This window comes from Rathayibacter sp. AY1E8 (genome assembly GCF_002931415.1).
Taxonomy (GTDB): domain Bacteria; phylum Actinomycetota; class Actinomycetes; order Actinomycetales; family Microbacteriaceae; genus Rathayibacter.
Window position 1 is genome coordinate 13,266 of sequence record NZ_PSVI01000004.1, and the last position, 13,936, is coordinate 27,201.

Consider the following 13,936-nt stretch of genomic DNA (forward strand, 5'->3'; position numbering starts at 1 on the left):
GGGGCGCGTCCCGCTGTCGCCGGCACCCTCCGCTCGCGCGGCCCGGATGCTCTCGGGTCAGGCGGCGGGTGTGCCGAACACGTACGTCACGGCCAGGGCGAACACCCAGTCGAGGAAGGACACCAGCGCCATCATGATGACGACGAAGATCAGCACGACCACGACGTAGTTGCCCAGCTCCTTGCGGGTGGGCGTCACGACCTTCTTCAGCTCGGCGATGACCTGCCGGATGAAGAGGGCGATGCGCGCGAACGGGTTGCGCCGCGCGGCTCGCTGCTGATTGGCGATCGCGACGACGTCCTCGCTCGGCTCGTCGACTGCTTTCCCGGCCACCTGCACGCACCTTTCCCGCACCGGAACCTCCGGTGTGGCCGACCGCCCGTCATGGGCGGCCCTGGACCGATGACCGCAGCGTCGCGGGGACCGCGTGCGACGGGCATCGATGTGCAGGGCGGACAGGGCTCGAACCTGCAACCTGCGGTTTTGGAGACCGCTGCTCTACCAATTGAGCCACCGCCCTATGGATGCCGTTGCGAGCATCCGAGGAGGAGACCGACCCGCCGCCCCACCGCCGCGACCCTCGCGGGCGCTGTGGATGAGGGCAGAGATCGACTACCTCGGACGAGTGTACGTGGACCCGCTGGGCGTGTCCAGCCGAGCGGCGGGGGGCCTCGGAGCCCCGTGCGCGCGCAGGATACGCTGGCCGTCGTGTCCTCCACCACCCGCATCTCCGCCCGCATCGCCGCCATCGCCGAGTCCGCCACTCTGAAGGTCGACGCCAAGGCGAAGGCCCTCCAGGCCCAGGGCCGCCCGGTCGTGTCCTACGCCGCCGGCGAGCCCGACTTCCTCACTCCCGAGCACATCGTCGAGGCCGCCTCGGCCGCCGTGCTCGACCCGGGGAACTACCGCTACACCCCCGCGGCGGGCCTCCCCGACCTCCGCGCGGCCATCGCGGAGAAGACGGCGCGCGACTCCGGATGGGCCGTCGACCCCTCGCAGGTCGTGGTCACCAACGGCGGCAAGCAGGCCGTCTACCAGGCCTTCCAGACCCTCCTCGACGACGGCGACGAGGTGCTGGTGCCGACCCCGTACTGGACCACCTACCCCGAGGCGATCAAGCTCGCCGGCGGCGTGCAGGTGGACGTGTTCGCGGGCGCCGACCAGGGCTACCTGGTCACGGTCGAGCAGCTGGAGGCCGCGCGCACCGAGCGCACCAAGGTGCTCCTGTTCGTCTCCCCCTCCAACCCCACCGGCGCCGTCTACTCGGCCGAGCAGACCCGCGAGATCGGCGAGTGGGCCGAGGAGCACGGCCTCTGGATCATCGCCGACGAGATCTACCAGAACCTCGTCTACTCCACCGGCGACCAGGACGACGCGAGCCCGCTCGAGCACGCGACCTCGATCGTCGAGGCGGTGCCGGCCCTGCGCGACCGGACGATCCTCGTCAACGGCGTCGCGAAGACCTACGCGATGACCGGCTGGCGCGTCGGATGGATGGTCGGCCCGGCCGACGCGATCAAGGGCGCCTCGAACCTCCAGTCGCACCTCTCGAGCAACGTCTCGAACATCTCGCAGCGCGCCGCGATCGCCGCCCTCACCGGCCCGCAGGAGCCGGCCGAGGAGATGCGCCTGGCCTTCGACCGCCGCCGCCGCACCATCGTCGCCGAGCTGAACGCGATCGACGGGATCGAGTGCCCCACCCCCGGCGGCGCGTTCTACGTCTACCCCGACGTGAACGGGCTGCTGAACCGCGAGTGGAACGGCACCACCCCGACGACCTCCCTCGAGCTCGCCGACCTCGTCCTCGAGCAGGCCGAGGTCGCCACCGTCCCCGGCGAGGCCTTCGGTCCGAGCGGCTACCTCCGCCTGTCCTACGCCCTCGGCGACGACGCGCTCCTCGAGGGCGTGCGCCGCTTGCAGCGGCTCTTCGGCACCGTTTAGCCCTCCTCCGCCTGCGCCGTCGATCGGCAGCGGCGGCTCGACGACGGGGGTGCGTCGCAGAGAGCGGGGTGCGCAGCGCGGACGACGATCCGCCGACACGCGGATCGCCGGTCGCCGCTCGACCGTGCCTCACGGTGACCGGCGGGTACTGCGACGGGCCTGTCCGACAGGTGAGGGCTGCCTGGCATCTCGGGGCGGGGAGGGCAAGAGGGAGGCGGAAATCGGGGATCACTGTCGCCGGAGGGGTGCGACAGGGCACGCTGTGACGATGAGCGAAGACCACGCCGTCCGAGTCCGCGACCTGCGGAAGGACTACGGGGGCGCTCCGGCGGTCGCGGGAGTCTCCTTCGACATCCACCGGGGCGAGACCTTCGCGCTCCTCGGCCCTAACGGCGCCGGCAAGTCGACGACCATCGAGATCCTCGAGGGCTACCGCGACCGCTCCGGCGGCGAGGTGTCGGTGCTCGGGGTCGACCCGCGCCACGGCGACCTGGCGTGGAAGGCGCGTCTGGGGATCGTCCTGCAGTCCAGCGGCGAGTCCGGCAACGCGACGGTCCGCGAGCAGATCGCGCACTTCGCCAGCCTCTATCCGCGACCGCGCGACGTCGACGAGACCATCGAGGCCGTCGGGCTGACGTCCAAGGCCCGCTCGCGCATCGGGCGCCTCTCCGGCGGCCAGCGCCGCCGTGTCGACGTCGCCCTCGGCATCATCGGCCGTCCCGAGCTGGTGTTCCTCGACGAGCCCACCACGGGATTCGACCCCGAGGCCCGCCACTCCTTCTGGGACCTGATCGCTCTGCTCAAGAGCGAGGGCACGACCATCCTGCTCACCACCCACTACCTCGACGAGGCCGCCCGCCTCGGCGACCGCGCCGCCGTGATCTCCGGCGGGCGGCTCCTGGCCATCGGCCCGATGAGCGCGATCGGAGGGGACGAGGCGCGCGTCCCGATCGTGCAGTGGCGCGAGGACGGCGTGCTGCACCGGCTGCGCACCACCGAGCCCGCCCGGACCGTCGCCGAGCTGCACGCCCGGATCGGGGAGCCGACGGCGCTCGAGGTCGTCCGCCCCAGCCTCGAGGACATCTACCTCGACCTCATCCGCGAGGACCGCGACGCGGTCGACCTGATCGGAGAGCCCGCGTGACCGCCGTCGCCACCCGCCCCCGCACCCTCTCCACCGGCCCGGGACGCACCGTCCGCCTCGGACTCGCCCGCGCCCGCTACGAGATCCGCTCGTACTTCCGCGCTCCGGACCAGGTGTTCTTCACCTTCCTCTTCCCGGTGCTGCTCCTGACGATCTTCTCGGTCGCGTTCGGCGACACCGCGGTGATGCAGGCGAACCCGCAGGACCCGGGCATCCCGATGGCCGAGTACTACGTGCCGGGCCTCGCCGCGGCCGGGATCCTGCTCTCGGGCGTCCAGAACCTGGGCGTCGACATCGCGGTCGAGCGCGGCGACGGCACGCTCAAGCGCCTCGCGGGGGCACCGCTGCCGGTCTTCAGCTACTTCATCGGCAAGTTCGGCCAGGTGCTCGTGACGAGCCTCGCGCAGACGGCCCTGCTGCTCCTCGTCGCGGCGACGGTGTTCTCGGTAGAGCTGCCCACCGACAGCGGGCGCTGGGCGACCTTCGCCTGGGTCTACCTGGCAGGAGTCGCGACGTCGGCCATCCTCGGCATCGCCGTCTCCGCGCTGCCCCGCTCGGGCAAGAGCGCGACCGCCGTGATCGTGCCGCCGCTGCTCGTGCTGCAGTTCATCTCGGGGTCGTACCTGTCGTTCACGACGCTGCCGGACTGGCTGCAGAACACGGCGAGCGTCTTCCCGCTCAAGTGGATCGCGCAGGGCATGCGCGCCGTGTTCCTGCCGAGCGGGTTCGAAGAGGCGGAGGTGAACGGGTCGTGGGACCTCGGCGGCGTCGCGCTGGTGCTCGGTATCTGGCTCGTCGTGGGGCTCGTCGCCTGCCGCTTCGGCTTCCGCTGGATCCGCCGCGACAGCTGAGCCGGAGGAGGCCGCGGCCGGAGGGCGCGCGTCCCCGCGAGCGCGGGGCCTGCGCGCGCAGACCGCGCGGACTCAGACCGCGGTGCCGACCACGACGGGCTCGGGGTGCAGCAGCACGCCGAACTCCGCCAGGACGCGGCCCTGGACGTACCGGGCGAGCTCGGCGACCTGTTCGGCCGTCGCTCCTCCGCGGTTGGTCAGGGCGAGGGTGTGCTTGCTCGACACGGCGGCCCGCGAGCCGGGCAGGGCGAAACCGCGCGAGACGCCGGCGTGCTCGATCAGCCACGCGGCGCTGAGCTTCACCAGGCCGTCGGCGCGGGGAGGCACGGGCAGCCCGACGGGCGCTCCTGCCTCGACCGCGGCGAGCGGGGTGATGACGGGCGCCTCCGCCGTCGGCTCGACCGGCCAGCGCGGCGCCTCGGGCGGCAGGGAGTCGGCGAACGCGCTCGTGACGAGGGGGTTGGTGAAGAAGGAGCCGGCGCTCGCGGTGTCCGGGTCCTCCGGATCGAGGACCATGCCCTTGCCCGCACGCAGCGCCAGCACGGTCTCGCGCACCCGCGCGAGCGGCACGCGGTCGCCGAGCGCGACTCCGAGCGCCGACGCCAGCTGACCGTAGGCGACGGGAGTGCCGTCGCCCTCGGCGCCGACCTCCTCGAGCGCGAACTCGACGGCCAGCACCGCGCCCCGGCGGCCCTGCTTGATCACGGAGGTGCGGTAGGCGAACTGCAGCTCCTCCGCCGTCAGCCGGACGGGCTCGCGGGCGCCCTCGTCGAGGAAGTCGACCGCGACCAGCGTGTCCGAGAGCTCCTGGCCGTAGGCGCCGATGTTCTGCACGGGCGACGCACCGACCGTGCCGGGGATGCCGCTGAGGGCCTCGAGGCCCGCCCAGCCGCGCCCCACGGTCGTCGCGACGAGGCCGTCCCACGACTCGCCCGCCTGGACCCGCAGGAGCACGCGCCCCGGCTCGTCGGAGGGGAGCCGCTCGACGCCGGTGGTGCGCACGCGCACGACCGTGCCCTCGACCCCGTCGTCGCCCACGAGGAGGTTGGAGCCGCCGCCGAGCAGCAGCCACGGCTCGTCGTCCGACCACAGGCCGACGAGCGTCTCGACCAGCTCCGCCTCGGTGGCGGGCTCGACGAGGCGCTCGGCGGGTCCGCCGACGCGGAGGGTGGTCAGGGCGGAGAGCAGCGGCGCGGAGGTCACGCGAGTCGGACCCGTGCCTGGGCCTTGCCGAGGACGGACTGGCCCTCGACCGAGGCGGCCAGGTCGACGCGGACCCAGCCCTCCTCGGCGTTCACAGCACCGATCCTGGCGACCACGTCGATCGCGGCGCCGTCGCGCGGGTCCACCACGACGGGGCGGGTGAAGCGCACCTGGTAGTCGACCACGCGTCCGGGGTCGCCGACCCAGTCGACGACGACCTGCACCGCGGTGCCCATCGTGAGCATGCCGTGCGCGAGCACGCCGGGCAGGCCGACCTCGGCGGCGACGTCGTCGCGGTAGTGGATGGGGTTGAAGTCGCCCGAGGCGCCCGCATAGCGCACCAGGGTGCCGCGGTCGATCGGGAAGCGGCTCTCGGCGACGACCTGGCCGACGCTCAGCTCGGCGAGAGCGGGCAGTGCGGTGCTCATTCGTCTCCCCTGACCACGAGGGTCGAGATCGCGGTGACGACGTGCTCGCCGCTCGCGTCGACCATGCGGGACTCGGTGGTGACCATCGAGTGGGCGCCGAGCTTCTTGATGGCGGCGACCGAGAGGGTCGCGGTCAGCTCGTCGCCGGCGACGACCGGACGGGACAGCACGAAGCGCTGGTCTCCGTGCACGACGCGGCTGAAGTCGATCCCGCCGTCGGGCTCGGCGAGCAGCTGCTGGAGCGTGAACTCCTGCACGACGACGGCGAAGGTGGGCGGAGCGACGAGGTCGGGGTGCCCGGCGGCGCGGGCGGCCTCGACGTCGTGGTGCAGGGGGGAGGTCGCGGAGACGGCGCGGGCGAACTCGCGCACCTTCTCGCGCCCCACCTGATAGGGCTCCGTGGGCGCGAAGACGCGCCCGACGAGTTCGGGGTTCACTGGCACCCGGCCATACTAGGCGCTGCCGTCGCGGGGCCCTCGGGGCTCCGGAGGCGCGGCCGGTGGTCACCCGGGTATGACCACCGAGAATTTCCCATCCGTGTATGGCTGACCCGCGGCCGAACTTCTCCGAAGCTGGCGGGCATGTCGACACCCACTCCCGAGCGCGACTGGGCGACCTACGCCCGCGAGCTCGGCACCAACATGCACCGGGCCCGCATCGCCAAGGGCGCCAGCCAGGAGCGGATCGCCCACGCGGCCGGGCTCGCGGGCTACACCTACCAGAAGTTCGAGAAGGGCGAGTCGAAGCCCGGCTCGCCCGCGAACCCCACGCTGCACACCCTCCTCGCGCTCTGCGAGGCGCTCGAGATCGAGCTGACGGACCTCCTGCCGCCCGATCCGCCGCGCACCTCACGAGGCGCCGAGTAGCCGGAGCACCGCGCCGGCCAGCCGCGACCCCGAGCTGAGATCGAGGTCGACCTCGCCGAGCCCGTCGGCCTCCAGGCGGAGCCTGTCCTCCCCCGACTCCCCCGGGCGGCACAGGGAGACGTGCACCGTCGCGCCCGCGGCCCCGTCTCGGCCCGCCCAGAGCACCACCGGGAGCGAGCTCGCCGCGGAGCGGTGCAGCCGCTCCCCCGCCGCGACCAGCTCGTCGTGCTCGCCCGCGCACCAGCGCGGGCACCCCTCGTCGTTCCTGCCGTCCATCCGCTCCTCCACGTTCCGCACCCCTCGGTCGAGGAGACCAGCCCACCAGGCGGTACCGACACCGAGGGCCCGCCGCGCCCCGATCCCGACCGGGGTGTGGACAGGAGACGGTCGTCCGCCCGTTGTGGAGGAGCGAGGACCAGGGTCCCATACGCAGGTGGTGCCGCCAGGGGTCCGGCACGAAGCACCGGCGCGGTGTCAGCGGTGGACGATCAGCCAGGTCGCGATCGCCGTGGTCGAGCCCGTGTTGACCATGCGGTGCGGCCGCTCGCACGGGAACGTGATGGCGTCGCCCGGCCCGAGGACGACCGACTCGTCCTCGAACTCGACCGTCAGCTCTCCGAGCGTCACCGTCCCCATCTCGAACCCGTCGTGGCGGAGCAGCTGCCGGTGCGCCGTCGAGGTCGAGCCCGGCGGGTAGGTCGACTCGAAGAAGTCGACGGCGTCCAGCGGACGCGGCGCCAGACGGCGGAACAGCACTCCGCCCTCGAGCGCCACGGGCGCCGACTCGCGCGCCCGGACGACCTCGGTCTCGACCGGCGCCGACGCGCCCTGGTCGAACACGGCGGACAGCGGGACCCCCAGCGCGTCCACGAGGGCGATCAGCCGGCCGACCGAGGGCTGCATCGCTCCGCGCTCGATCTGCGAGACGGCGCTCACGGAGATGCCGAGTCGCCCGGCGAGGGCCTTCAGCGACAGGCCCGCCGAGAGCCGCAGCTCCCGCAGCCGGGCGCCGAGTCCGGCCCCGTCCGCGATCGCCCGGGCGGCCGCCTCGTCGGGCGCGGTGTCGTCGGAGGGCATGGCCCGTCCCCTCTCGCGGATCGTCACACAGCCGTAACGGAGCCGAAACGAGCGGCGGCCTCCCGACTCGTAGCGTGGCCCGCGTGAAGTGATCACTTCACTCGGAACGCTCTCCGCGACGCCCCGCCTCCTCGGCCGGACGTCCCGACCACCCTGACACATCCGCTCCGTGCCGCTCTGCGCACGACCGCCCGAGAGGTGGATCCACCCATGTCCGACCGCGTCACCGCACCCCGAGTCACCGCTCCCCCCGTCGATCCGGATCCCGCCGCCGCGGCGAGCGCCGGCTACGACGACCGCCTCTCCAACGAGGACCTCGCCCCGCTCCGGAAGCAGCGCTGGTCGAGCTACAACATCTTCGCGTTCTGGATGTCGGACGTGCACAGCGTCGGCGGGTACGTGACCGCGGGCTCGCTCTTCGCGCTGGGCCTGGCCGGCTGGCAGGTGCTCGTCGCCCTGGTGGTGGGCATCGTGATCGTGCAGGTCTTCTGCAACCTCGTCGCCAAGCCCAGCCAGGTCACCGGCGTGCCCTACCCCGTCATCAACCGGGCGATCTTCGGCATCCGCGGCGCGAACATCCCGGCGATCATCCGCGGACTGATCGCGATCGCCTGGTACGGCGTGCAGACCTACCTGGCGGCGCAGTCGCTGAACATCGTCTTCCTCAAGTTCTTCCCGGGCATGGCCGCCCTGAACACGCCCGAGGCGTCGTTCCTCGGCCTCTCGGCCCTGGGCTACCTCTCCTACGCGATCCTCTGGGTCGCGCAGGCCGCGCTGTTCTGGCGGGGCATGGAGTCGATCCGCCGCTTCATCGACTGGGCGGGACCGGCGGTCTACGTGGTGATGCTCGTGCTGGCCGTCTACCTGGTGTCGCAGGCGGGCTGGGAGAACATCTCGCTCACCCTCGGCTCCGGCGAGCCGCTCGACCTCGCCGCCGCGGTGCCGGTGATGATCTCGGCCGTCGCCCTGGTCGTCTCCTACTTCTCGGGCCCGATGCTCAACTTCGGCGACTTCTCCCGGTACGCCCGCAGCTACGGCGCCGTGAAGCGCGGCAACCTGCTCGGCCTCCCGATCAACTTCCTCTTCTTCTCCCTCCTCACCGTGATCACCGCCTCGGCGACCGTGCCGGTCTTCGGCGAGCTGATCACCGACCCGATCGAGACCGTCGAGCGGATCGACACCTGGTTCGCCGTGCTCCTCGGCGGGCTCACCTTCGTCATCGCGACGATCGGCATCAACATCGTCGCCAACTTCATCTCCCCCGCGTTCGACTTCTCGAACGTCAACCCGAAGAAGATCAGCTGGCGGATGGGCGGCATGATCGCCGCCGTCGGCTCGGTGCTGCTCACCCCGTGGAACTGGTACTCGAACGACACCGCCATCCACTACACGCTCGGCATCCTCGGCGCGCTGATCGGACCGCTGTTCGGCGTCCTCATCGCGGGCTACTACCTGATCAGCCGCCAGCGCGTCTGGGTGGACGACCTCTACACGATGAGCGAGAAGGGCCGCTACTGGTTCTCGCGCGGCTTCAACCCCAACGCCGTCTGGGCGACCGTGATCGGCGGAGTCCCCTCCGTCGCCTCGGTGCTCGTGCCGCGCTGGATCGCGGAGGCGGGAGGCGCGGAGTTCACCTGGCTCGGCGACTACAGCTGGTTCCTCGGCTGCGGGCTCGGGTTCGTCGCGATGGCCGTGCTCGAGCGGCGCGCGCCGCGGATCGGGCGCCTCGACGAGGACCTCGAGCACGTCAGCGACGGCTCGACCGTCTGAACCGGCCGGCACGGAGGAGGGATCCGCTCCGGCCGCTCCGCATCCCGCGGACCGGCGGCCGGGCGGGTCCCTCCCCCTCCCGGCACCCGAACCGAGGAACCACCATGCGCATCACCGTCGTCAACCCGAACACCAGCACTGCGATGACCGCGGCGATCGGCCGGGCCGCCCGCTCCGTCGCCTCGCTCGGCACCGAGATCACGGCCGTCACCCCGCCGATGGGTCCGGCATCGATCGAGAGCCACTACGACGAGGCGCTCGCCGTGCCCGGCGTCCTGCACGAGATCGCCCGGGCGGAGGCGGCCGGCAGCGACGGCGCGGTCATCGCGTGCTTCGGCGACCCGGGCGTCGACGCCGCGCGCGAGATCGCGAGCGGCCCGGTCGTGGGGATCGCCGAGGCCGCCATGCACATGGCCGCGCTCGTCGGCCGGGGCTTCAGCGTGGTCACCACGCTCTCGCGCACCAGCGGCCGCGCCTGGGACATCGCCCGCCGCGCCGGGTTCGGCGACGCCTGCCGTCAGGTGCGCGCCTGCGACATCCCCGTGCTCGAACTCGACGACCCCCGCTCCGACGCCCGCCGCGCGATCCTGGCGGAGTGCGCCGAAGCGCTGGCCGTCGACGGGTCCGACTCGATCGTGCTGGGCTGCGCGGGCATGGCCGACCTGTGCCGCGACCTCTCACGGGAGCTGGGCGTGCCCGTGATCGACGGCGTCGCCTCGGCGGTGCGCCTGGTGGAGGGGCTCGTCGCGATGGGCGTCAGCACCTCGCGGCGCGACGAGTACGCCGCGCCGCGGACGAAGGCGATGGCGGGGCTGCTCGCTCCGTTCGAGCGGGTCTGAGGCTCCGCACCCCGCACGGTCGGGTGTTCTACCGGACCGCCGGGCCGGACCCACCTGCGAGGATCGGGGGATGAGCGTCCTCCGCGATCTCGGCCTCGGTGCCCGGCTCTTCCTCCGCGGCTTCCGCACCTGGGTCCGCTCGCCGCGGGCGATGCTCCTCGGCGCGATCCCGCCCCTGATCGTCGGCCTGGTCTTCGTCGGCGTGCTGGTCCTGGTGCTCACGCGGGTGCAGGACGCGGTGACCGCGCTCACCCCGTTCGCCGGCGGCTGGGACGAGGGCACGGCCGCCACCGTCCGCCTGGTGCTCTCGATCGCGGTGGTCGGCGCCGTGCTCGCCCTCGGCGTGGTCCTCTTCGCCGCGGTGACCCTGCTGGTCGGCGACCCCTTTTACGAGCGGATCTGGCGGCGGGTCGAGGACGACCTCGGCGGCGTGCCCGACGAGCGCGAGAGCACCTTCTGGCAGGGGGTCGGCCGCGGCCTCCGCGACTCCGCCGTGCTGGTCGTCACCTCCCTCGGGATCGGCGTGGTCCTGGTGCTGCTGGGCCTGGTGCCGGTGGTCGGCTCGATCGTCGGCCTCGTCGCCGGCGCCCTGGTCGGCGGGAGGGCCCTCGCGCTCGAGCTGACCGGGTTCGCGGGCGACGCCCGGGGGCTCTCCCTCCGCGACCGCCGCCGCCTCCTCGGCGAGCACCGCGCGGTCTCGCTCGGCTTCGGCATCGCCGTCTACCTGGCGTTCCTCGTCCCCGGGGGCGCGGTCGTCGCCACCCCCGCCGCCACGGCCGGCGCGACCCTCCTGCTCCGGACCCTGCGGGGCGAGCCGACCGAGCGGCCGGCCGCCTGACACCGCTTGGCCGCCGCCCGGCTCTCCCCTAGACTCGCCGCGTGCGCACGTCGATCCGAAGCCCCTGGTGGCCCGCCTCCTAGGCGGACCGACGCGCAGACCCCTCGCACGCGACCGCCTCCTCCGGGCGGTCGTTCTGCATGTCAGGGCCCGGGTGGGGCACGACCCGATACAAGGACCACGATGACCTCGCTCCTCTCCCGCATCCTCGCCTCCGACGGGACGCTGCCGTTCGCGGTGGTCCTCCGCCAGGGCCGCGACGCCGTCGACGTGTTCACGGGCGACGTGCTCGACGTCGAGGGCCTGGCCGACATCCCGCTCGACGGCGACGACGTGCTGACCCTCGTGCCCTACCGGCAGGTGCGCGAGCGCGGCTTCGCGGCGAAGGACGACGGAGCCCCGCTGCGCAACCTCGTGGTGCGCGAGCGCGAGTGCGTCCCCCTGGCGGAGGTGCTGCGGCTCCTGCCCGAGCGGGAGATCCCGGTCGAGGAGCGCGGCTTCGACGTGCCGGACGACGAGTACGCCGACATCGTCCGCCGGGTGATCGAGGACGAGATCGGCCGCGGCGAGGGCGCCAACTTCGTCATCAACCGCGCCTTCGTCGCGCAGACCGACGCGCCGCCCGTCGAGGCGGTCCTGGCCTGGTTCCGCCGCCTGCTCACCGACGAGTCCGGCGCGTACTGGACCTTCGCGATCCACACCCCCGGCGTCGACGGCGCGCAGACGGTCACCGCCGTCGGCGCGACCCCCGAGCGCCACGTCTCGGTGCGCGACGGCGTCGCGATGATGAACCCGATCAGCGGCACCTTCCGCCACCCCGCGGCCGGACCCACCGGGGAGGAGGTGCTCGCGTTCCTCGCCGACGTCAAGGAGAGCGAGGAGCTCTTCATGGTCGTGGACGAGGAGATGAAGATGATGAGCGCGGTCTGCCCGGACGGCGGCCGCATCCTCGGGCCGTTCCTCAAGCAGATGTCGCGGCTCAGCCACACCGAATACCTGCTCGAGGGCCGCACCGGACTCGACGTGCGCGAGGTCCTGCGGCTGACGATGTTCGCGCCCACGGTCACCGGCTCGCCGATGGAGAACGCGTGCGCCGTGATCGCCGAGTACGAGAAGGAGCCGCGCGGCTACTACTCCGGCGTGCTCGCCCTCTTCGAGCCGGAGGAGCACGGCTACACGGTCGACGCCCCCATCCTCATCCGCACCGCCTACCTCCGCGCGGACGGCCGCCTCACCGTGCCGGCCGGCGCGACGCTCGTGCGCCACTCCACCCCCGAGGGCGAGGTCGCCGAGACGCGGGCGAAGGCGTCGGGCGTCCTCTCCGCCCTCGGCCTGCTGCCGCACCGCGAGGTGCCGCCGGCCCTCGACCTGAACGCGCAGCCGGGCGTGCAGGAGGCGCTCGAGGCGCGCAACGAGCGGCTCGCCTCGTTCTGGCTCCGGCCCCAGGCGCCCGAGCACATCGCCGGCCTCGCCGGGCACACCGCGCTGATCGTCGACAACGAGGACCAGTTCACGACGATGCTCGCCCACCAGCTGCGCCACCTCGGGATGGACGCCCGGGTCGAGCGCTGGTCGGAGGTCGCCGACGTGCTGAGCGACGACCTCGTCGTCTTCGGCCCCGGCCCGGGCGACCCCCGCGACGACTCCGACCCGCGGATCGCGCACCTGCGCTCGCTGATGACCACCCGCCTCGAGGCGGAGCGGCCGATGCTCGCCGTCTGCCTCAGCCACCAGATGCTCTCACTGCTGGCGGGCCTCCCGGTCGAGCCGCTGCCCGCGCCCCGCCAGGGCGTGCGCCTGGCGGTGGACGTGTTCGGCGAGGACGCCGCGATCGGCTTCTACAACACCTTCTCCTCCGTCGCCCCCGGCGTCGCGCGCACGCCCCGGCTGGGGCTCGAGGTGTCGGTCGACCCGGAGACGGGAGTGGTCAACGCCCTGCGCGGCGAGCACGTCGCGTCGGTGCAGGGGCACCTGGAGTCGGTGCTCTCCTCCGACGGCCTGCGCACCCTGGAGCGGCTGGTCCGCACCGCGACCGCTCAGCCCGCGCGCGCATGAGCGGCCTGCGGCTGATCGCGTCGCCCGCCTACCCGGCCGAGCTGCAGGAGGCGGTGGCCGCAGCCGTGCGCGCGGCGGCCGAGGCGGCGCGCGGCTGGTACGGGCGCGGCGACAAGGTCGCGGCGGACGAGGCGTCGGTCGCGGCGATGCGCGCCGTGCTGGCCGACGCTCCGTTCGACGGCGTCGTCGTGATAGGCGAGGGCGAGAAGGACGAGGCCCCGATGCTCGCGAACGGCGAGCGCCTCGGCCGCGCCTCCGCTCCCTCCTGCGACGTGGCGGTCGATCCGCTCGACGGGACCCGGCTCACGGCGGAGGGGCTCCCCGGCTCGGTGAGCGTGATCGCGCTGGCCCCGCGAGGCACGCTGTTCGACCCGCGTGACGTCTTCTACATGGACAAGCTGGTCTGCTCCGGAGCGGGCCGGGGCGCCGTCTCGCTCGACCTCCCTCCCGCCGAGAACGCCGCACGGCTGGCGGCGGCGCTTGGGAAGCCCGTCGCGGAGCTGGTCGTCGTCGTGCTCGACAAGCCGCGTCACTCCGGGCTCATCGCGGCTCTGCGCGCGGCCGGGGTCGCGCTCGAGCTGCGCGGCGAGGGCGACGTGTCGGTCGCGATCGAGGCGGCCGATCCCGCGGGCCGCGTCGACCTCGTCCTCGGCATCGGCGGCACCCCGGAGGGAGTGGTCGCCGCCTGCGCCGTCCGCGCCCTCGGCGGGGTGATGGAGGGGCGCCTCGCCCCCCAGACCGCACCGGAGCGCGCCAACGCCCTGGCCGCCGGCCACGACCTCGACCGCCTGCTGACCCTGGAGGACCTGGTCTCCTCGGACGACGTGCTCTTCGCGGGCTGCGCGGTCTGAGACCTCTCCCGCGGGCAGGACCTCGCCCGGGAACGGAGAAGGCCCCGGTTCGACGCGCGAACCGGGGCCTTCT

General features: G+C 73.2%; 15 protein-coding genes and 1 tRNA gene. 9 read left to right on the forward strand and 7 right to left on the reverse strand.

Going from position 1 to position 13,936, the window contains the following annotated elements:
- Positions 1-57: 57 nt before the first annotated feature.
- Positions 58-333, reverse strand: a complete 276-nt coding sequence (gene secE / locus C5C74_RS02025) for a preprotein translocase subunit SecE (protein ID WP_068208793.1) — start codon at positions 331-333, stop codon at positions 58-60.
- A gap of 114 nt (positions 334-447) precedes the next feature.
- Positions 448-520, reverse strand: a tRNA-Trp gene (locus tag C5C74_RS02030).
- A 179-nt stretch (positions 521-699) separates the two neighbouring features.
- Between C5C74_RS02030 and C5C74_RS02035 the strand changes: the two genes are divergently transcribed.
- The 3 genes from C5C74_RS02035 to C5C74_RS02045 all read left to right on the forward strand — a co-directional run bounded on the left by C5C74_RS02035 (position 700) and on the right by C5C74_RS02045 (position 3,936).
- Positions 700-1,941 carry a pyridoxal phosphate-dependent aminotransferase gene (locus tag C5C74_RS02035; protein WP_374953058.1) on the forward strand — a complete coding sequence of 414 codons (1,242 nt, stop codon included), beginning with the start codon at positions 700-702 and terminating at the stop codon, positions 1,939-1,941.
- Positions 1,942-2,209: 268 nt separating this feature from the next.
- Entirely contained in the window at positions 2,210-3,085 is an 876-nt protein-coding gene (locus C5C74_RS02040; RefSeq protein ID WP_104223630.1) for an ABC transporter ATP-binding protein, read from the forward strand.
- Positions 3,082-3,936: an ABC transporter permease gene (locus C5C74_RS02045; RefSeq protein ID WP_104223629.1), complete on the forward strand. Its 855-nt coding sequence runs from the start codon at positions 3,082-3,084 to the stop codon at positions 3,934-3,936. The genes C5C74_RS02040 and C5C74_RS02045 overlap by 4 nt, the downstream gene beginning before the upstream one ends.
- A gap of 72 nt (positions 3,937-4,008) precedes the next feature.
- On the opposite strand, the gene C5C74_RS02050 is transcribed toward C5C74_RS02045, so the two are convergent.
- From C5C74_RS02050 to C5C74_RS02060, 3 genes are read right to left on the reverse strand one after another with little or no spacing between them, the layout of a single operon-like run.
- Positions 4,009-5,139 (reverse strand): UDP-N-acetylmuramate dehydrogenase, encoded by a 1,131-nt coding sequence (locus tag C5C74_RS02050; RefSeq protein WP_104350900.1) that lies wholly within the window; start codon positions 5,137-5,139, stop codon positions 4,009-4,011.
- Entirely contained in the window at positions 5,136-5,567 is a 432-nt protein-coding gene (locus C5C74_RS02055) for a MaoC/PaaZ C-terminal domain-containing protein (RefSeq protein ID WP_104350901.1), read from the reverse strand. Before C5C74_RS02055 ends, C5C74_RS02050 begins: the two co-directional genes overlap by 4 nt.
- On the reverse strand, positions 5,564-6,010 hold the full coding sequence (locus tag C5C74_RS02060) for a MaoC family dehydratase N-terminal domain-containing protein (RefSeq protein ID WP_104227045.1): 447 nt from the start codon (positions 6,008-6,010) through the stop codon (positions 5,564-5,566). The genes C5C74_RS02055 and C5C74_RS02060 overlap by 4 nt, the downstream gene beginning before the upstream one ends.
- A 138-nt stretch (positions 6,011-6,148) precedes the next feature.
- Between C5C74_RS02060 and C5C74_RS02065 the strand changes: the two genes are divergently transcribed.
- Positions 6,149-6,433: a helix-turn-helix domain-containing protein gene (locus C5C74_RS02065; protein ID WP_104223625.1), complete on the forward strand. Its 285-nt coding sequence runs from the start codon at positions 6,149-6,151 to the stop codon at positions 6,431-6,433.
- Here C5C74_RS02065 and C5C74_RS02070 read toward each other — a convergent pair.
- Positions 6,416-6,709 (reverse strand): DUF6907 domain-containing protein, encoded by a 294-nt coding sequence (locus tag C5C74_RS02070; protein ID WP_104227044.1) that lies wholly within the window; start codon positions 6,707-6,709, stop codon positions 6,416-6,418. The genes C5C74_RS02065 and C5C74_RS02070 overlap by 18 nt on opposite strands.
- A gap of 198 nt (positions 6,710-6,907) precedes the next feature.
- A complete protein-coding gene (locus C5C74_RS02075; RefSeq protein WP_104329242.1) occupies positions 6,908-7,510 on the reverse strand; it encodes a helix-turn-helix domain-containing protein in 603 nt (200 codons plus the stop codon).
- Positions 7,511-7,720: 210 nt separating this feature from the next.
- On the opposite strand from C5C74_RS02075, the gene C5C74_RS02080 reads away from it, so the two are divergent.
- From C5C74_RS02080 to C5C74_RS02100, 5 genes are all read left to right on the forward strand, one after another.
- Complete coding sequence (locus tag C5C74_RS02080; RefSeq protein WP_104227042.1) at positions 7,721-9,280, forward strand: NCS1 family nucleobase:cation symporter-1; 1,560 nt, start codon at positions 7,721-7,723, stop codon at positions 9,278-9,280.
- Positions 9,281-9,384: 104 nt separating this feature from the next.
- Positions 9,385-10,119 carry an aspartate/glutamate racemase family protein gene (locus tag C5C74_RS02085; protein WP_104238288.1) on the forward strand — a complete coding sequence of 245 codons (735 nt, stop codon included), beginning with the start codon at positions 9,385-9,387 and terminating at the stop codon, positions 10,117-10,119.
- Positions 10,120-10,189: 70 nt separating this feature from the next.
- Positions 10,190-10,957 carry an EI24 domain-containing protein gene (locus tag C5C74_RS02090; protein ID WP_104268593.1) on the forward strand — a complete coding sequence of 256 codons (768 nt, stop codon included), beginning with the start codon at positions 10,190-10,192 and terminating at the stop codon, positions 10,955-10,957.
- Between the two features lie 183 nt (positions 10,958-11,140).
- Entirely contained in the window at positions 11,141-13,012 is a 1,872-nt protein-coding gene (locus tag C5C74_RS02095; protein ID WP_104350902.1) for an anthranilate synthase family protein, read from the forward strand.
- Positions 13,009-13,863, forward strand: coding sequence for a fructose-bisphosphatase class II family protein (locus C5C74_RS02100; protein ID WP_104227038.1), 855 nt, complete (start codon positions 13,009-13,011; stop codon positions 13,861-13,863). The genes C5C74_RS02095 and C5C74_RS02100 overlap by 4 nt, the downstream gene beginning before the upstream one ends.
- Positions 13,864-13,936 lie beyond the last annotated feature (73 nt).